This window comes from Catenibacterium mitsuokai (genome assembly GCF_025148785.1).
Taxonomy (GTDB): domain Bacteria; phylum Bacillota_I; class Bacilli_A; order Erysipelotrichales; family Coprobacillaceae; genus Catenibacterium; species Catenibacterium mitsuoka.
Genome location: NZ_CP102271.1, coordinates 1,900,331 through 1,919,544 on the forward strand (window position 1 = coordinate 1,900,331; position 19,214 = coordinate 1,919,544).

The following is a 19,214-nucleotide window of genomic DNA, read 5'->3' on the forward strand; positions in this document are numbered from 1 at the left end:
CTTTATTGTATAGTCTATTATAGGGGGTAAAACACTTTAAAAGCAAACAAAACATACTGATTTTTGTCTTTTCACAAAAAAAGACTCCCAGTAAAGGGAGTCAAATATATTAGTGGCTTAAAGTTTTGTTTTCTACTTCTGTATTTAATAATTCTACGAATTCATCAAAAGTTACTGTAGTCTGTTTCTTTTCACCATGTTTACGATAAGTCACAGTACCATTATCTCTTTCATTATCACCAAGTACTAACTGATAAGGAATCTTCTTTAACTGTGCTTCTCTGATACGATAACCAAGCTTTTCATCTCTATTATCGTTATTTACTCTGAAGTGTGCCTTTCTTAACTTAGCCACAACTTCTTTTGCGTATTCATCATGGTATTCAAGTTTAACTGGAATAACCTGAACCTGAGTAGGTGCTAACCATAGAGGAAGGTTGCCTTTTGTTTCTTCTAATAAGAAGGCAATGAAACGGTCTAATGAACCTAAGATTGCTCTATGAATAACAACTGGTCTTACCTTATCACCATTTTCATCAACATAAGTTAATTCGAATCTTTCTGGTAACTGGTAGTCTAACTGGATAGTAGATAAAGTAACATCATGTCCTAATGCACTCTTTACCTGTACGTCAAGTTTAGGACCATAGAATGCTGCTTCGCCTTCTGCTTCATAGAATTCTACATCCATTTCTTTTAATACTTCACGTAATTCATTTTCACTCTTTTCCCATAATTCATCATTACCGAAATACTTTTCTTTGTTGTTCTTATCTCTTAATGATAAACGGAATGAGTAATCTTTAAAACCAAAGTCTTTATATACATCAAGAATCAAGTGTGCTACATTCTTGAATTCCTGAGCAATCTGGTCTGGACGACAGAAGATATGTGAATCATTCTGTGTGAAAGCTCTTGCACGTTCAATACCAGTTAAAGCACCACTTGCTTCAAAACGGAAATCGTTCGCAATTTCCGCAATTCTAACTGGAAGATCACGATATGAATGTAATGTAGATTTATACATAACCATATGGTGTGGACAGTTCATAGGTCTTAATACATATGCTTCATCATCTAATTCCATAGCTGGGAACATATCATCTTTATAATGAGCCCAATGTCCAGATTTCTTGTATAACTTAACGTTACCAAGAGAAGGTGTCATAACATGTTCATAACCTAATTCTAATTCTTTGTTCATGATGTAATCAGATAATAAACGTCTGACAGTGAAACCATTTGGTAACCACATTGGTAAACCTTTACCTACGATATCCGCAAACATGAAGATACCTAATTCTTTACCGAGTTTTCTGTGATCTCTTTCCTTTGCTTCTTCTAATAACTGAAGATGTGCTTCTAATTCTTCTTTAGTTGGGAAACATACACCATAGATTCTCTGAAGAACCTTGTTGTTCTTATCACCTTTCCAATAAGCACCTGAATGTTTGATTAACTTGAAGTTCTTACATAATTTAACTGTTTCTACATGTGGACCACGACATAAGTCAGTGAAATCACCCTGTGAGTAAGTAGTGATTGTACCATCTTCTAAACCATTGATTAAGTCTAGCTTATATTCATCATCCTTGAATTCTTCTAAAGCTTCTTCTTTAGAGACTTCATGTCTCACGATTCTCTTACCATCTTTACAGATTTTCTTCATTTCTTTTTCAATCTTAGGTAAGTCATCATCAGAAATAGTCTGATCACCTAAATCGATATCATAATAGAATCCTTCTTCGACAACTGGACCAACCCAGAATTTAGCCTGTGGGTAAAGATGTTTAACTGCCTGTGCTAATACGTGTGCACATGAATGATTTAAAGTATTTAAATCTTTGTCATTTAAAAAATCGCTCATATTCTCCTCCTATAAATAAAAAGAGACCTCATCAAAGGACGAAGTCTCGTGTTACCACCTTTATTCGTTATGCAATGCATAACCTCTCATCTCTTAACGCGAGTCACGGAATCTCTTTCGAGTTCGGCATCACAGGGAGTACCTTTAAGTAAATATCTTGGAAGTTTCCACCATTTCTTCCTCTCTAGTAAGCTTTTATCTTAAAGACATATCCTGTTTCGTAGCTTGTGCCTTTATTGTACACCACTTCAGTTAATTGTCAATAAAGAAAAAAAGGAATAGGTCACCCTATTCCTAATTATCAAAAATTATTTGATTGTAACGATTTCTAAGTAACTTGTTAAACCAGAAACACCTGGAGTACCACCAGTTACGATTACCTGTTCACCAGCTGAAATTCCGTTTTCCTTAGCGATAACCATTGCAAGATCCATTAAACCTTCTCTTGATTTCATAGATTTGCAAAGTACAGGCTTAACACCCCAGTTAAGAGCTAATTTCTTAACTGTATCATCAGATGGAGTTGGAGCGATGATTGGGCAATGTGGTCTATAACGTGACATACGTTTTGCAGTAGCACCTGTTTCAGTGAATGCGATGATAGCTGAAACGTTGAAGTTTGCAGCAATTTCAGCAACTGACATACAGATAGCTTCTGAAGAGTTAGAGTTATCAGCAGTTCTGATAGCTCTTCTTAAGATTGAAGCATAGTCTAAGTTTCCTTCGATCTTATGAGCAATCTTGTTCATAGTTAATACTGCTTCTTCAGGATATTTACCCTGAGCAGATTCACCAGATAACATGATAGCATCAGTACCATCATAGATAGCGTTAGCTACGTCAGATACTTCAGCTCTTGTTGGTCTTGGGTTTTCCTGCATAGATTCAAGCATCTGTGTTGCAGTAATAACAACCTTACCAGCAGCATTACACTTTCTGATGATTGACTTCTGGATTAGAGGTACATCTTCAGCAGGTACTTCTACACCTAAGTCACCACGAGCAACCATGATACCATCAGCTACTTCGATGATTTCATCGATGTTTTCAACACCTTCAACACATTCAATCTTTGGTAATACTTTGATATCTGGCTTACCGTTTTCAGCAATTAATTTCTTAATATCTAATACATCCTGTTTTCTTCTTACGAATGAAGCAGCGATGAAGTTTACATCCTGTTTGCAACCGAAGATTAAGTCGTTCTTATCTTTTTCTGATAAGAATTCGAACTGTAACTTAGTACCAGGAACGTTGATACCACGAGTGTTCTTAACTCTACCATCGTTAGCAGCTACACAATAGATATCCTGTCCTTCAACGTGGTCAACTACTAATGCAACCTGACCATCGTTAACTAAGATATAAGCACCAGGCTTAACATCTTTGTATAATTCCTTATAAGAAATTGTGAAACGATCTGCAGAACCAACAATTTCTTCTGGAGTGATTACTGAAACCTGACCTTTCTTGAATTCAGTGAATCCACCTTCGAAAGCACCAGTACGGATTTCAGGACCTTTAGTATCAAGCATGATAGCTACATCAGTACCTAATTCCTTGTTTACTTCTCTTAAAGTATCCATCTTCATAGCATGTTCTTCATAGTCACCATGAGAGAAGTTACAACGCATTACGTTCATACCAGCTTTAATAAGCTTCTTTAACATTTCTTTATCCTGTGAAGCAGGACCAATAGTACAAACAATTTTTGTTTTTTTCATTTTTTCTTTAACCATTTTAGACTCCTTAATCAACCAAATAAATTTACACTCCGTTATATATATTTAACAAACACACTGAGAAATTAACGTAACTTCTTAGCGTCTTCGTAAATACCAGCATCAGCTACATGCTTATGACTTAATACTTCTGTGATAGGGAAAGCAGTAATCTGGCCATGTACTTCACCTACGCAAAGTCCACCTTTACCTTCTTCAAGAAGTTCTACAGCCTTAACACCCATACGGCTAGCTAAGACACGGTCTCTTGCAGTTGGTCTACCACCACGCTGTAAATGACCTAAGACATTTGCACGAGTTTCGAAACCTGTTGCAGCTTCGACTTTCTTTGCAAGTTCATTGACATCAGTGATATGTTCAGTAATAACCACGATTGCATGGTCCTTATCAGATGCCTTTGACTGTTTTAATCTTTCGATGATCTTATCTTCATCATAACCAGTATCAGAAGTGATTACTAGTTCAGCACCAGCTGCGATACCTGCATTAATTGCAAGGTCACCACATCTTCTACCCATTACTTCAAGGATAGTACATCTCTGATGTGAAGAAGAAGTATCTCTTAATCTATCTAATGCTTCAACAATTGTATTTAATGCAGTATCAAATCCAATTGTGAAATCAGTATCAGGAATATCATTGTCAATTGTTCCTGGAAGACCAATACAATTTACTCCCATTTCTGTAAGCTTTAAAGCACCATTGTATGAACCGTCACCACCGATGACTACTAATGCTTCCATACCTACTTTTTTCATCTGTTCGATTGCTTCTTTTCTGATTTCAGGATCTTTGAATTCAGGGAAACGAGCAGATTTTAAAATAGTACCACCATTGTTGATGATATTACGAGTACTATGACGATCGAATTTCATGAACTTACCTTCATGAAGACCTTTATAGCCAAGTCTAACGCCATATACTTCAATACCCTTGTTAAGACAAGTTCTAGCTACTGCACGAATTGCAGCGTTCATTCCAGGAGCATCTCCCCCAGAAGTTAAAACACCAATACACTTAACCATTTTTTTCTCCTCTCAACTTATCAATTATATTCAAAATCATTCTAGCATAATTGTTCGTTCCTTACCATCAACAATTCTATTCCAATCAATTTTTTTAGTCAATAATTATTTCACAACATAGCGCTTTCATTTTAGAAACAATATTTTTTGCTCTTAACTGTTCACGTTTATCATTATATTTACTCATGTAAATCGTTTCCAGGTCTTCAAAACTGTATGCAGAAGTCATGAAAGTAGGCAATTCATTTAAAATACGATAGTCTAAAATCATCGCCAATACTTCGTCTCTAGACCAATTCGTGACATTTTCTTCACCAACACTATCCAAGAGTAAATAAGGAATGTTTTTTACAAGTTCTACTAAAGATGTATCTTCATTTGAATTAAAGCTTGCTTTGACATCTGCCATAAGTGTAGGTACATGACATAAGCCTACTTCATAGCCACGTCTCGCAAGTGCGTTCATCATACCTGCCATGATTCTTGTACGATTGGGTCCACCACATACTAAAAAGCCTTTGATCTGTGGTTTATTGACATATTCAATCAGCTGTTTCGTCAAAAGCATCGTACCTGCATCATTTTTATTCATTGCTTCAGCTGCCATATCTTTCAAGCTAATAAGCGCAAGTCTTGTAGACATATTGTTGTAATGGAAACGGGAAAGAAGCTGATCATTTTCATGCTTTTCCAGACCATAAATACAGCTGCACACATCACGATGAACATAGGAATCATAGCTCAAAGTGATCTGCTGACCTTTATTCATCTTAGGACATTCATTGATACCATGACAATGCACACAAGGTTCATGATCATCCACGTAGGCAAGTAAGTCCACCCAGGCATCTTCCAGAGCCTTTTTAGTTAAATGATTCTTTTCTATAAATTCTCTAATATCTTGTCTTTTAACTAACTCTTGTAGACTTTGGTTTCTTGTATTTTCTAATTCTTTATCAAAAGAAAGAATCTGTCCTGCTTTTATCATCATAGATCACCTCCTAGACCTTCCATTAATCGTCTTAATTCTTCTTGATCCTGCGCACTGACTTCTACAGGTTTATTTTCTTTTTTCTTTGTAGTCTTCTTGATTGTTTTTTGAGGTTTCGTATTATGAACTTCCTGATACGCATCACGAGCTGTCTTCAACCCTTTTCTTACCCATGAAGCACCAATTGTTTCACAATAGTTCTTGTCTAGTCGTCCATTACTTCTACCTAAAACATATTCTATCAACATATTAGTGACTGCAGGAGTAAGTCCCATAGCCATCAATGATTCCGCAATATTAAGATCATGAAGAGCTGGTTCTTTTCCTCCCTGTTTATTCTTCAATAACTGATAGGGAGAGATTGTCTCAAGATATCTAAAATGCTTGTTGAGAGAATCGTTATTTGTCTGTGGTGAAGCGTGCTGGATAGGCTGAGTATGATAGACCTCTTTAAGTGAGCTCACTGAATCAGCACTATAATAACGCTTTGCCTGTTCTACTAATGTTTTACGATTAAATTTACCTTCCACAATCGCATCCTTGACCATTAATGCGAGAGATAGCTGATCAATCGCATAAAGAGTCGCAATCTGCTTAATTGTATCTTCATTACGATTCACTATTTTCATAGGAACCTGATAGTCCTTTAATGTTTCATAGAAGAGAGTGAGATCATAGTGAATAATTGGACGTTCACTTTCTTCTTCTTGATATCCTGATTCATGTTTCAATGGTTTGTTTTGTGATAAATCAATTGTAAAGACATCTTCAAAGCGAGATGTGACTTCTTCATATTCAGTGAGCTTTTCTAGTCCTGAACGGAAGTAATTCTTTGTTTTGGTATATTCTTCTATTCCTATCGTTTTCTGTAATAATCCGGCAAGAATCTGATTCCTAAAGAAAGCATTGACAGAAAGTGGTGTCATTAAGTGAAAGACATAGACACCCTGTCCTTCTGATTCTTTATAGTAGGATTTAAGCAGGCTTAAACCTTCTAATGTCTTTCTTGCCTGCTCAAGTTCTTCCAAGTCTAGATTTAATGCCATTGTCAAGCGACTGATGGCGCATGGCTGGTGGAAATGACGCATACGCATAGATTCAACATTCAAATACATATAAAGACTATAAGCCTGTGTCTTGAGTAATGGTGCATATAAATAAGTGAGAATATCACAGTCATTACTACTAAGTGGTAATGAACGTTCACTTAAATAGACATCTGTTGCATAGAGCATCTTATTCCACCTCCTTTAAGACACGTAATATTTCTTTTTCTAAATCATAATAGTTTGTATTGTTTCTAATGATATAATCCGCACGTTTTTCTTTATCTTCTAAAGACATCTGATTTCTAATACGGTCAAGCGCCTGTGCACGTGTACAATGGTCACGTGATAAGACTCTTTGAATTTGTGTTTCTTTGTCACAGCTGACGACTACTGTATGATCACATAGATCATCCCACCCTGCTTCAAATAACAATGGGACATCAATAAAGACAAGGTTATTTTTAGATTGTTTGATTTTTTGTACAATAACACTTCTAATATAGGGATGTAGTATTCCTTCTAAATAGTTCTTTTCATTCGGATCATTAAAGATAATATCTGCCAGCTTCTGTCTGTTAATTTTTTCGTTTTCAAGTACAGGAAAGTGTTCTATAACCTGTTTAAAAGCTTTTGTACCTGGTTCTAAGGCATGACGTGAGATTTCATCCGCATCAATCACTTCATAGCCATGAGTCATTAAATAATAACTGACAGTACTCTTACCACTCGCAATACCACCAGTGAGTCCTATGACCTGCATATTGTTTCTCCAATACGTTCCATAAGTTCTATACAGTCAATACTATCCTGATGACTCATACGATCACTTTCCACCTTAATATACGCAATAGCTTCATGACAGGCTTCTATTTCAGTATGGAAATCATCAATATCATAAGGTATTTCTCCCGTGAAGGATTCACCATTGAATGAAATAACAGCTTTTGTAGGACGGTAGAATGGATCTAGTATGATAGTCCCTTTAGTACCTGTAATAATCATATCTTTTCTTACTGGTCCATCAAGTGAAGCTTCCATGAAGGCTTTAACACCATTTTCAAATGTAAGAGTAATTGCATCATGTACATCTACACCATGTTCTACTTTCACATCATTAGAAATAGAGACAACAGGACTCTTCACAAAATCTAGAACAGCCGCAATATTATAAATACCTGTATCATATAAAGCACCACCCTGTTCCGGGTCATAAATATATGATTGTTCATTATAAGGTACAATGGACTGGAAATGGTTTTCTATAGAGACAATATCTCCAATAATACCTTTATCTATTTCTTTATGAACTTGATTGATCATTGGAATAAATCTGGATTTCATGGCTTCCATAAAGAAAACATGATTTTTTTCTGAATATTCACAGAGTGTTCTTATTTCTTTGCTTGTTAGAGTGGCTGGCTTTTCTACAAGAACAGCTTTATGATGCTTCATTGCTTCTAATGCATAATGATAGTGAGAGGCATGTGGTAATGCGATATAGACAATATCTACATTCTCATCTTCAAGTAATTTGATATAATCATCATAGAGTTTTTCTGGATGATAGATTTCTTTAAATTGTTGTCTTTTTTCTGGATTACGAGATGCCCCTGCATAAAAGCATGCTTCATCAAAGTGAGACAAGCTGTCACAGAATCTCTGGGCAATTCTTCCTAATCCTATTACACCCCAATTCAACATATTTAATATCTCCTTTTCTGGCAGTTTGGGCAATAGTATGTGCCTCTTCCTGCAATCGTGATTTTCTTTATAGGTCCCTTGCACTTTGAACATGTTTTCTGTGCATGGACAGACAAAGTAACCTGGAATAATCCATGGATCCCATTGGCATCAAATGAATGGATGGTTGTACCACCCTGGGCAATGGCTTCCTTCAAAATAGTACTGGATACTTCTATTAATTCTAAAATACGTTTCTTTGAAAGTCTGTCACCTCTTGTACGAGGATCCATCCCCATTCTAAAACATATTTCATTCGCATAGATATTTCCAATTCCAGTAAAAATAGACTGGTCTAATAATAATTGTTTGATAGGCAGATGACTTTGATGAATACGAGGATAGATGTAATCAAAAGAAGCATCCATTGGTTCCTGACCCAAGCGATTAAGTGGTGGATATTCACGATAGTGTTCTTTGTCTACTAACTGCATACGACCAAACTTTCTTGTATCGTTATAACGAAGATCTGTGCCATCTGTCATATGAAAGATAATATGATCATGTTTATCATAGGGTTCATCTTTCTGTTTTATATTGTATTTCCCTTCCATTCTTAGATGAGAAATAAATGCATCATGATCTAAAATAAAGATCAAATATTTACCATATCGATCTATATCGCATATGGATTGATGAATAAGTGTAGAGACAAATGCTTCTACATCTCCATCAATAATACGTGTATAACGTACTTCTATAGAGTCAATTGTTTTATGAAGTACGAAGTTCTTAAGGGTTCTTCGTACTGTTTCTACTTCTGGTAATTCAGGCATTACTTTAATTCACACCAGTTCTTGGCATAGTTGCCTTCCACAATAAGAGGTACATCCATCTTAATGCAGTTTTCCATCTTTTCTTTCACAAGAGACATGACTTCTTCTAGTTCATCTTCAAAGACATCAAAGATCAGTTCGTCATGTACCTGAAGAATCATCTGAGATTTTAAGTGATGAACTTTTAGTGCTTTATCTACTTCAATCATCGCGAGTTTTAGAATATCTGCACCCGTTCCCTGGATTGGTGTATTCATTGCATATCTCTGTGCCTGCTGACGTACCATGAAGTTCTTATCATTGATTGTAGGAATATATCTTTTTCTATTCAATAGTGTAGAGACATAACCCTGTTTTTTACATACTTCTACGACTTCATCCATATATGTTTTTACTTCTGGATAGGTTTCAAAATATTTATTAATGAAGTTTCTTGCTTCGGCAATGGACATCCCAATGTCCTTAGAGAGTCTGAATTCACTCATACCATAGATGATTCCAAAGTTAACGGCTTTCGCCTGTGAACGCATCTGTGGAGTAACTTCTTCATCTTTCACACCAAATACTAAAGCAGCTGTATGTCTATGGATATCCTTACCTTGATTAAAGGCATCAATAAGGTTAGTCACATGAGCCATATGCGCAAGTATTCTTAATTCAATCTGTGAATAGTCAAAAGATACAAGATAGCCATTATGTGATACAAAGGCTTTTCTAATGAGTTTTCCTTCTTCACTTCTTACAGGAATATTCTGAAGATTTGGATCAACAGAAGACAAACGTCCTGTATGAGTAAGTGTCTGTTTGTAGATTGTATGAATCTTATTGTCTGGGAAGACCTGTTCCTGCAGTCCTTTTAAGTATGTAGAAGAGAGTTTAGTCAACATTCTATATTCAAGAACAAGTGGGACAACAGGATGGGCATCAATGATTTTTTCTAAGACATCCTGGCTTGTCGAATAACCTGTCTTTGTCTTCTTGCCGCCCTTTAAACCTAGATCTTCAAATAAGACCTGACCTAACTGTTTAGGTGAAGAGATGTTGAAGGTTGTACCTGAGATACGGTAGATATCATTAGACAACTTTTCTATTGTTTCATCAAAGGCTTCATCCATTTCCTTTAATACATCTAAGTCTATTTCAGTGCCGGCAAATTCCATTTCTCCTAGAATACGTGTCACAGGAAGCTCAATGTCTTCATATAGTTCATACTGCTTTTTATCTTTTAATTCTTTTGTGACAACATCTTTTAATTCATAAATAGCCTTGGCTTTAGAAACAGTATGCTGAGCCAGTAATGCATCATCTGGAATATGCTTTTTAGCACCCTTTCCAAATACTTCTTCATCATACTGAACACCATCATAGTCAAAGTGTGTACATACATATTTGAGTTCTTCTTTAATAGCTGGTTCTAATACATAAGATGCAAGAGACAAATCAAATGTATAACCATTGATTTCTACACCATTCCATCTAGAACCTATGACTGCACTCTTGATATCATAACCATACTTCTTCTTAGTTTCATCCTTTAGATAAGCAAGGAATGATTCATCCTTAAGGGCATTCTCATAAGAAATAAAATAAGCCTGTTCATCATTATAGATACCATAACCTAGAATAATAGAACGATGGTAATTTGTATCATAAATAGAAGCATAGACAGCACTGTCTTTTGTGATTCCAGGCATATGGTCCACTATTTCTAGCTTCAGTTCCTTTTTAGGTGCGGCTTCAATTGTCATAGATTTAATCAAAGAGTTCATATCATATGTTTCATAGAATGACTTTAATGTGTCATAGTCATAGCCTTCATACTCTGCTTTCTTCAAATCAACATCTAAAGGAACATCTCTAAGTATTGTAGCCACCTTCTTACTCATTAAGGCATCTTCCATACCTGCTCTGATCTTTTCACCCATTTTACCCTTGAGTTCATTCTGGTGTTCTTCTAATCCTTCAATGGTTTCATACTGGTGTAATAGTTTTAAGGCAGTCTTTTCACCTACACCTTTAATACCTGGGATATTATCGGCAGTATCACCCATTAGTCCTAAGAAATCTCTGATCTGATCTGGCTTTAAGCCATATTTATCAAGTAAAGTCTGTTCGTTATAAATATCAAGTTCAGTCACACCTTTGATTGTACGATAAATTGTCGTTTGAGGCGAAATAAGCTGGAATGCATCTTTATCTCCTGTATAGACCGATACTTTCAGATTATTCTTTTCACCAAAATCAACAAGTGTACCAATAATATCATCACCTTCAAAGCCTTCTACTTCATACCATGTGATATTATGAGCTGTTAAGTATTCTCTTGCGAGAGAGAACTGAGGAATCAGTTCTTCTGGTGTTTCTTTTCTTTGGGCTTTATAGGTATCCAACAATTCATTACGGAATGTTTTCTTTCCATAATCAAATGCGACAATCACATACTTAGGATTATTATCGAGGATCTTATCCACCATACGGGCAAATCCATAGACACCATTAGTAGGAATACCATTACGATTCACCATATAGTTTCCTGTATAGCTAGTGGCATAGAATGCCTTAAATAGTAATGAGTTCCCATCTATTAAAATCAATTCTTCCATTTTATAACTCCTTTACTTGATTGATAATAAGAGATAAACGATCACGGTATTGAACACGTACATTCATTTCCACAATCTTTCCTCTTTCTAATATATTCTTAAAACGTTCATATTGGTTAGAGAAGCAGACAAATTCTACCTGTCCTGTTTCATCCTGTCCTTCAATAAATGCCATTTCTCGACCTTTCTTATCTACAATGGCACGTACTGAACTAATAGAACATACAACTAATATATTACGATCCATATAGTTTTCTACATCTACAAAATTAACTAAAGGATGCTTGATCTTCTGTTTTACATAAACAATAGGATGTGTAGATACATAGAGACCAAGTACTTCTCTTTCTCTTTCTAAACGTTCATATTTGTTTTCTCTGACTTCTTCAAAGATTGGCTTTTCATCCACCCCTAATTGAATATACTCTAACATCAGTGAAATATTCTTACGTAAATAAGCACGATTTTTATTAAATTCATCAAAAGCCCCTGCATCAATTAAACTTTCTAACATCTTAGATGAAAGAGAAGGGATACGGGCTAAGAAATCATACATATCCTTAAAGAGACCTTTTTCTCTTTCCTTAAGAATCATCTTATAGCCTGCAGCCCCTACATTTTTAATAGAGACTAAAGAATAACGTATTCCTCCTTCTTCTACTACAAAGCGTGAATAAGAATAGTTAATAGAAGGTGGAAGAATCTTGACTCCATAGCGTTTAGATTCTTCTATAATACGCATCTTACTAGAAGCAGAACCTGATTCATTGGAAAGAATGGCTGCAAAGAAATAGAGTGGATAATTGGCTTTTAAATAAGCCAATTGATAAGCCATATAACCATAGGCAACAGAGTGACTCTTATTAAAGCCATAATTCGCAAATTTCTCTATCATCTGATAAAGTTTCAAGGCAATCTTTTCATCAAATCCTTTCTTAATAGCTCCCTGAAGGAATTCTTCCTTCATACTAGCCATCATGCTTTCATCTTTTTTAGAAACAGCTTTTCTTAATATATCTGCACGTCCTAAAGAGAATCCTGCGATGACCTGAGCAATCTGCATGATCTGTTCCTGATAAATCATAATGCCATATGTAGACTTTAGAATAGGTTCAAGTTCTTTGACTAAATAAGTAATATTATTTTTATTCTTTCTACCTTCTAGATAGAGAGGAATATTTTCCATTGGACCTGGTCGATATAAGGCCACTGCAGCGACGATATCATCAAAATGATCCGGTTTCATCTTCATAAGTAATGAACGCATACCATTTGATTCTAACTGGAAGACCCCTGTTGTATCACCACGAGCGATAAGGTGGTAGGTACGTGCATCATTAAGAGGGATACTATTGATAGAAAAGGTCTGACCAAGTCTTCTTTCTATATCCTTCATAATATAATCAATCATAGTCAGATTCTTAAGTCCTAAAAAGTCCATCTTGAGTAAACCTGTTTTTTCAATATAGTCCTTTGAATACTGGCTCATGATCATATCACTTGGACCGATGACCAAAGGCACAACATCTCTTAATGGTTCATAGGATAAGACAACCCCTGCTGCATGCATTGTGATATTACGTGGAAGATATTCTACTAAGCTCATAGGCGCAATAAGGCGTGAAAGCACTGGATCTTTTTGAATCATATCCTGGAATGAGGCACTTGTAGAATAAACTTCAGTAATACTTTTACGATGTTTAGGTGCAGTAGGTACCATCTTCGCAATCATTTCGAGTCTTGGTAAAGGGATACCCATCACTTTTCCTAAATCCTTTATTGCGACACGTGGACCATATGTAGAAAAAGCGACAATCTGAGCCACATGATCATGACCATATTTGTTGCATACATATTGAATGACTTCATCACGACGATCATCCTGGAAGTCTACGTCAATATCTGGCATGGATACTCTTTCTGGATTCAAGAAACGTTCAAAAAGAAGATCATATTTTAAAGGATCAATATTTGTAATTCCTAAGCAATAGGCAACCAGTGAGCCTGCCGCAGATCCTCTTCCTGGGCCTACGAGTATACCATGTTTTTTCGCATATTGTACATAATCAAATACAATTAAGAAGTAATCATCATACCCCATAGTATGAATAGTTTTTAATTCATAAAGTAAACGGTCTTTATAATCATCTGTGATAGTCTGATTTTTAAAGCGTTGTTTCAATCCTTTAATACAAAGATGTCTGAGATATGCCCCGCTATCACCATGAGGTGTCTGATAGCGAGGAAGACCGTTCTTTGTTTTTTGAATAGAACCATAACAGTTATCAATCATTTCTTCTGTATTCTTAATAATATCTGGATAACGACTAAATAATTCTCTGATTTCTTTTTCTGTTTTTAGATAACGCTCACTTGTAAGTGGTTCATAATCCTTAGAAAGCACTTCTCCCTTTTTAGAAGCTTGTAAGAGATCCAGTGTAAAGGCATCATGTGGATGTAAATAACGCACATCATTACCCCAGATACAGGGAATATCTAAGAATTGAGCATATTTAATCAATGTCTGATTACGAAGTGTATGTCCCTTGAGGCCATCTTCCACAATCATGATACGATAAGAGGCGCCAAAGAGCTTCTTCATAGTTTTCATAAAGCTTAGTACTGGACTCTCTATTTGAGCATGAGTGAGTAAGTCTTCTTTACTTGTAGCTTCTTTTTCAATGAGTCGATCTTCATATTCATGAGATACAACATAAAGATGATCACGATAGTTGGATAAAGCTTTCAATGTGATAGCTTTATTCTCATTGAGATTAATATCACTCACAATACGTACTAAATCCTTATAACCTACATCATCACGTGCATAAAGTGCAAGATGAATCAGGTCATCATTAAACATAATAGAGGCATTGACACCTAGTATCGGCTTAATAGAAGCCTTCTTGCAGGCTTCATAAAATTCATAGGCCCCATACATGTTGTTATCATCTGTTAAGGCAAGAGCCTGGATATGTTTTGATTTTGCATTGTCTATAAGCGCATTAATTAATAGAGTACTCTCTTGAAAGCTATAAGCACTTTTAATTTGTAAGTGTCCAAACATGGTATCCTCTCCTTCCTTGTTCCTCATTATACCAAATTATCCCTTTTATTTATAGTTAGATGAAAAAAGAACATGCCTAAGCATGTTCCTTAATGAGTTCATCCATTTTAGTCTGTATTCTAGATTTTACAAGATTAGCCACTTCTACACTGCTCATATCCTTATATTCTTCATAAGGGATTGGAGGTAAATAGTGGATTCCACAATCAACTCTCTTAATAGAGTTACTATCTAACACTTTAAAACAGTTATGCATAACACATGGAATAATTGGCACCTGTGCATCCATAGCCGGTTTAAATGAACCACCCTTGAATTCTAATAATTCATTTCCCTTTTTAGAACGTGTTCCTTCTGGGAAGATGACATAAGGAATACCTTCAGACATTTCCTTTTTAACCTGTCTCATAAGCTTCATAGAGGCTCTTAAGTTTGTACGGTCAATAGCTGGATATTCCATAAATTCAGCCACATCTCTTAAGAAGATAACATCTAATAGTTCTTTTTTAAAGACAATCTTGAAAGGACGTTCAATACTGTCAAATAATGCAAGGATATCAAATAATCCCTGATGGTTTGGAGCTACAAAGAAACCACCTGTTTCAGGAAGATATTCTGTACCTGTAATAGTTAGATTAACACGTGCTCTTTTAGTTGCTTTCTTTAGAAGTCTTCTTGTCCAGTCAATACGATCCTCAAAAGGAATCGTATCCTTATGCTTCTTGATATGTTTTAACTGGAAAATCAGTACTGGTAATTCAAAGAAGAAACGAAGCACAATTAATATAAGTCTTTTCATTTTTGATAGATTTCTAGTGTAAATGTCTCAAATGGCTTTTCTTCTACGAGACGATAGTTATATTCAGAAAAGTCAGGGAAATATGTTTCTCCTGTATAGTCTCCAGGAATACGTGATAAAAGAATCTGATCACAATATGGAAGTGCTTGTTGATATACAGAAGCACCACCGGAAATAAAGAGGTCTTCACCACGTTCTTTAAAAGATTGAATCGTTCCTACTAAATCATCCACGACTTCTACTCTATCATCTTCAAAGTTATGAGAGAGAACGATTGTATGACGTTTAGGCAAAGGTTTACCAATGGCCTGGTAAGTTGTTTTCCCCATTAATAATGTATGATTGAGTGTTGTACTTCTAAAGTGTTTAAAGTCTTCGCTGTTATGCCATGGCATCCCATTGTCTGTTCCCTTCTTACCAATGAGATTATTCTTATCAGCTGCAACAATGATAGTGATCATACACTGACCTTACCTTTCAATGGACCATGAGATTGATAACCTTCTAGCTTGATATCTTCAATCTTGAAATCAAATAGATTATCAATGTCTTTATTTAATACAAGACGAGGAAGAGGAAGTGGTTCTCTTTCAATCTGCGTCTTGACTACATCAAAGTGATTCTTATAAATATGAGCATCACCAATTGTATGAATAAATTCTTTTGGTTCATAGCCACATACCTGTGCAAGCATACATGTAAGTAAAGCATAAGATGCAATATTAAACGGAACGCCTAAGAATGTATCAGCACTTCTCTGATATAACTGACAGCTTAAATATTTCTTATCACTTGATACATAGAACTGCATAAGTGTATGACATGGTGGTAGAGCCATCTCATCTACCTGACTAGGGTTCCATGCAGAAATAATATGTCTTCGAGAGAATGGATTATTCTTTAAAGAATCGATGAGTTTCATTAGCTGGTCAGTGCCTTCATTATTGAAGTTACGCCACTGTGCACCATAAACAGGACCTAAGTTACCATGTTTCTTCGCAAAGTCATCATCATTCTTAATCTTTTCTACAAATTCTTCTAATGTTTCACCGTTAAAGTCTTCACTCTTCTTAAAGTCTTCATAAGGCCATTCATTCCATATTTTCACATTACGGTCTACAAGATATTTAATATTTGTATCACCCTTGATAAACCATAATAGTTCTTCCGCAATAGGACGTAAATACATCTTCTTAGTAGTAAGAAGAGGAAATCCTTCACGTAAATCATAGCGTGTCTGATATCCAAATACAGAACGTGTACCAGTCCCTGTGCGATCAGGACGGTCTTCACCATGTTCTAGGATATATCGACACATATCTAGATATTGTTTCAAATTTTATTCCTCCTTTATGCATTTGACCACATGATAACACAAATAATCATAAATGGGATATACAAATACTTCTTCTTTGTATAAAAAAGAAGAAGTATTTCTACTTCTTCATCTGTTCACGGTAGTTTTCCATCATGCCTTTGAATATTTCAGCACTTGTAGGAGGGGTAAATGTTACTGCGTTCGCACCTGCTTCAATGACTTCTTTAATTGTGTCTTCTGTTGGTCCACCAGTCGCAATAATTGGAAAATCCTTATCAATAGCGCGTAGTGCCTTGACGATTTCTACTGTTTGTTTTCCACCAGATACGTTGATGATTTTAGCACCACTATGTAACATACGTTCTTCTAAGTCTTCATCTAGTGATACTACAGTGAGGACAATAGGAATATCTACTAGACGTGATAATTCTCTGATCATTTCTGTATGTACAGGGGCATTGAGTACAACAGCAGCTGCACCATGTAATTCTGCATCTAAGGCAATCTTGAATACTCTTGCACCATTGGTAGTGCCTCCTCCTACTCCTACAAAAACCGGTTGTCTGGCGACACCAATAATCGCATTGGTGATCTGGATTGTAGGTGTAAAAGGATAAACAGAAAGAATCGCATCTGCGTTATTATTCGCAATAAGTGCGACATCTGTACTAAACAATAAGCTTTTTATACGTCTTCCATTCACATTAATACCACTGGCTTTGTACATCACTTCTGGTACTTCTACAGTATGTTTTAATGTGGACTGTATTCTTGGTGTCATTTTAGGGGTTTTCATTAAATCATTCATATTTTTCTCACTCCTTTGAGTATTATTATACCCAAGTTTTAAAAACAGTATATGAACAAAAGAAAAAAACCAGCAATGCTGGTTTTAGATTAAGAATGCGAAATATGCGATAAATAGTAAGAATAATACCCAGACCATCTTGTTGATGTCTTTAGCCTGACCTGTCGCAATCATGCTGATGACATACACGATGAATCCTAATGCGATACCATTACTAATTGAATATCCAAGAATCATGAAAATGATAGTAACGAAACCACTTGCCGCAAAAATCAAGTTATCCCACTTGATATCCTTTAACTGTGAAGCCATTAAGATACCAACGATAACTAAAGCTGGAGCAGTGACTGCATCAGTAATCATAGATAATACAGGATAGAAGAATACTGTTAATAAGAAACAGATTCCTGTTGTACATGAAGTCAAGCCTGTACGTCCACCTACACCAACACCTGAAGTAGATTCTACGAAAGATGTCACTGTAGAAGTACCAATCATTGAACCAAATACAGTACCTACTGCATCTGCAAGTAATGCACGTTCAACATTCACTAATTCACCATTTTCATCAATAAGATCAGCCTTTGATGCAACAGCGACTAATGTACCGGCTGTATCAAAGAAGTCTACGAATAATAATGAGAAAATTGCAACGATACACTGTGGATGAGTGAGTATTTCGTTGAAGCCTCTTACAAAAGCACCTACTAAACTGAAATCAAAGTTGACTGATACAACTTTAGTTGGTAACTGTGGCATTCCCTTTAATCCAAAAATCGAACCAAATACAACACCAACTACCGCAGTAATGATTAAGCCATAGAATACGGCTGCTGGCTTATTCTTTACTAATAATACTAATGTGATGATGATTCCAAATAAAGCAAGTAATACTGTTGGATCCTTTAAGTTTCCTAGTGCTACAAATGTCGATTCACTTGCTACTACGATACCTGCATTCTTTAAACCTACAAAGGCAACAAAGAAACCAATACCTGCACCAATCGCAAGCTTTAACTGTGCAGGAATCGCATTAATAATCATACGACGGATGTTTGTCACTGTAATGATGACAAAGATGATACCTGACACGAATACACAGGCTAATGCCCCTTCAGGTGATAATCCCATCTGTCCTACAATTGTATAAGTGAATAATGCGTTAACACCCATACCTGGTGCAAGAGATACAGGGTAGTTTGCCATTAATCCCATAAAGATGCTTGCGGCACCTGCAGAGATTGCAGTCGCTAAAAAGACACCCTGATGACTCATGTGTGCCTGTCCTAAGATGGCAGGGTTAACTGCAAGAATATAGGCCATTGCTAAGAAAGTAGTAATACCAGCGAGTATTTCAGTCTTAACATTTGTCCCATGTTCTTTTAGATGAAATAATTTTTCCATTCTTTTCTCCTCTCAAAACAAAGAC

The 19,214-nt window shown here is 35.8% G+C and carries 15 protein-coding genes; all 15 read right to left on the reverse strand.

All coding sequences use genetic code 11. The annotated features are described in order from the left end of the window. Positions 1–109: 109 nt before the first annotated feature. The 15 genes from thrS to NQ499_RS09985 all read right to left on the reverse strand — a co-directional run bounded on the left by thrS (position 110) and on the right by NQ499_RS09985 (position 19,189). Positions 110–1,867 (reverse strand): threonine--tRNA ligase, encoded by a 1,758-nt coding sequence (thrS, locus tag NQ499_RS09915; RefSeq protein ID WP_006504909.1) that lies wholly within the window; start codon positions 1,865–1,867, stop codon positions 110–112. 308 nt (positions 1,868–2,175) lie between these two features. Beyond that, positions 2,176–3,606, reverse strand: coding sequence for a pyruvate kinase (gene pyk / locus NQ499_RS09920; protein WP_006504908.1), 1,431 nt, complete (start codon positions 3,604–3,606; stop codon positions 2,176–2,178). A gap of 68 nt (positions 3,607–3,674) precedes the next feature. Then, complete coding sequence (pfkA, locus tag NQ499_RS09925) at positions 3,675–4,634, reverse strand: 6-phosphofructokinase (protein ID WP_006504907.1); 960 nt, start codon at positions 4,632–4,634, stop codon at positions 3,675–3,677. A gap of 94 nt (positions 4,635–4,728) precedes the next feature. After that, the gene (locus NQ499_RS09930; RefSeq protein ID WP_006504906.1) at positions 4,729–5,625 is read right to left on the reverse strand and encodes a hypothetical protein; all 897 of its coding nucleotides are present in this window, start codon (positions 5,623–5,625) and stop codon (positions 4,729–4,731) included. After that, a complete protein-coding gene (locus NQ499_RS09935) occupies positions 5,622–6,860 on the reverse strand; it encodes a DnaD domain protein (protein ID WP_040389668.1) in 1,239 nt (412 codons plus the stop codon). Before NQ499_RS09935 ends, NQ499_RS09930 begins: the two co-directional genes overlap by 4 nt. Before the next feature lies 1 nt (position 6,861). After that, complete coding sequence (coaE, locus tag NQ499_RS09940; RefSeq protein WP_006504904.1) at positions 6,862–7,434, reverse strand: dephospho-CoA kinase; 573 nt, start codon at positions 7,432–7,434, stop codon at positions 6,862–6,864. Then, complete coding sequence (locus tag NQ499_RS09945) at positions 7,422–8,375, reverse strand: Gfo/Idh/MocA family protein (protein WP_006504903.1); 954 nt, start codon at positions 8,373–8,375, stop codon at positions 7,422–7,424. Before NQ499_RS09945 ends, coaE begins: the two co-directional genes overlap by 13 nt. Positions 8,376–8,377: 2 nt before the next feature. Next, positions 8,378–9,190 carry a bifunctional DNA-formamidopyrimidine glycosylase/DNA-(apurinic or apyrimidinic site) lyase gene (mutM, locus tag NQ499_RS09950; protein ID WP_006504902.1) on the reverse strand — a complete coding sequence of 271 codons (813 nt, stop codon included), beginning with the start codon at positions 9,188–9,190 and terminating at the stop codon, positions 8,378–8,380. After that, positions 9,190–11,793, reverse strand: a complete 2,604-nt coding sequence (gene polA / locus NQ499_RS09955; RefSeq protein ID WP_006504901.1) for a DNA polymerase I — start codon at positions 11,791–11,793, stop codon at positions 9,190–9,192. Before polA ends, mutM begins: the two co-directional genes overlap by 1 nt. Before the next feature lies 1 nt (position 11,794). Continuing rightward, positions 11,795–14,860 carry a DNA polymerase III subunit alpha gene (gene dnaE / locus NQ499_RS09960; RefSeq protein WP_040389667.1) on the reverse strand — a complete coding sequence of 1,022 codons (3,066 nt, stop codon included), beginning with the start codon at positions 14,858–14,860 and terminating at the stop codon, positions 11,795–11,797. A 76-nt stretch (positions 14,861–14,936) separates the two neighbouring features. Continuing rightward, positions 14,937–15,659, reverse strand: coding sequence for a lysophospholipid acyltransferase family protein (locus tag NQ499_RS09965; RefSeq protein WP_006504899.1), 723 nt, complete (start codon positions 15,657–15,659; stop codon positions 14,937–14,939). Then, complete coding sequence (locus NQ499_RS09970) at positions 15,656–16,120, reverse strand: dihydrofolate reductase (protein WP_006504898.1); 465 nt, start codon at positions 16,118–16,120, stop codon at positions 15,656–15,658. The genes NQ499_RS09965 and NQ499_RS09970 overlap by 4 nt, the downstream gene beginning before the upstream one ends. Next, positions 16,117–16,995: a thymidylate synthase gene (locus NQ499_RS09975; RefSeq protein WP_040389666.1), complete on the reverse strand. Its 879-nt coding sequence runs from the start codon at positions 16,993–16,995 to the stop codon at positions 16,117–16,119. The genes NQ499_RS09970 and NQ499_RS09975 overlap by 4 nt, the downstream gene beginning before the upstream one ends. Positions 16,996–17,095: 100 nt before the next feature. Beyond that, on the reverse strand, positions 17,096–17,785 hold the full coding sequence (locus NQ499_RS09980; protein WP_006504896.1) for a hypothetical protein: 690 nt from the start codon (positions 17,783–17,785) through the stop codon (positions 17,096–17,098). Positions 17,786–17,869: 84 nt separating this feature from the next. Further along, positions 17,870–19,189, reverse strand: a complete 1,320-nt coding sequence (locus tag NQ499_RS09985) for an NCS2 family permease (RefSeq protein WP_006504895.1) — start codon at positions 19,187–19,189, stop codon at positions 17,870–17,872. Between the last annotated feature and the right edge of the window lie 25 nt (positions 19,190–19,214).

What these genes read in the sequence shown, in the direction of transcription:
- thrS (WP_006504909.1), bottom strand. Translation starts at nt 1,867, where the DNA reads ATGAGCGATTTTTTAAATGACAAAGATTTAAATACTTTAAATCATTCA.
- pyk (WP_006504908.1), bottom strand. Translation starts at nt 3,606, where the DNA reads ATGGTTAAAGAAAAAATGAAAAAAACAAAAATTGTTTGTACTATTGGT.
- pfkA (WP_006504907.1), bottom strand. Translation starts at nt 4,634, where the DNA reads ATGGTTAAGTGTATTGGTGTTTTAACTTCTGGGGGAGATGCTCCTGGA.
- NQ499_RS09930 (WP_006504906.1), bottom strand. Translation starts at nt 5,625, where the DNA reads ATGATGATAAAAGCAGGACAGATTCTTTCTTTTGATAAAGAATTAGAA.
- NQ499_RS09935 (WP_040389668.1), bottom strand. Translation starts at nt 6,860, where the DNA reads ATGCTCTATGCAACAGATGTCTATTTAAGTGAACGTTCATTACCACTT.
- coaE (WP_006504904.1), bottom strand. Translation starts at nt 7,434, where the DNA reads ATGCAGGTCATAGGACTCACTGGTGGTATTGCGAGTGGTAAGAGTACT.
- NQ499_RS09945 (WP_006504903.1), bottom strand. Translation starts at nt 8,375, where the DNA reads ATGTTGAATTGGGGTGTAATAGGATTAGGAAGAATTGCCCAGAGATTC.
- mutM (WP_006504902.1), bottom strand. Translation starts at nt 9,190, where the DNA reads ATGCCTGAATTACCAGAAGTAGAAACAGTACGAAGAACCCTTAAGAAC.
- polA (WP_006504901.1), bottom strand. Translation starts at nt 11,793, where the DNA reads ATGGAAGAATTGATTTTAATAGATGGGAACTCATTACTATTTAAGGCA.
- dnaE (WP_040389667.1), bottom strand. Translation starts at nt 14,860, where the DNA reads ATGTTTGGACACTTACAAATTAAAAGTGCTTATAGCTTTCAAGAGAGT.
- NQ499_RS09965 (WP_006504899.1), bottom strand. Translation starts at nt 15,659, where the DNA reads ATGAAAAGACTTATATTAATTGTGCTTCGTTTCTTCTTTGAATTACCA.
- NQ499_RS09970 (WP_006504898.1), bottom strand. Translation starts at nt 16,120, where the DNA reads ATGATCACTATCATTGTTGCAGCTGATAAGAATAATCTCATTGGTAAG.
- NQ499_RS09980 (WP_006504896.1), bottom strand. Translation starts at nt 17,785, where the DNA reads ATGAATGATTTAATGAAAACCCCTAAAATGACACCAAGAATACAGTCC.
- NQ499_RS09985 (WP_006504895.1), bottom strand. Translation starts at nt 19,189, where the DNA reads ATGGAAAAATTATTTCATCTAAAAGAACATGGGACAAATGTTAAGACT.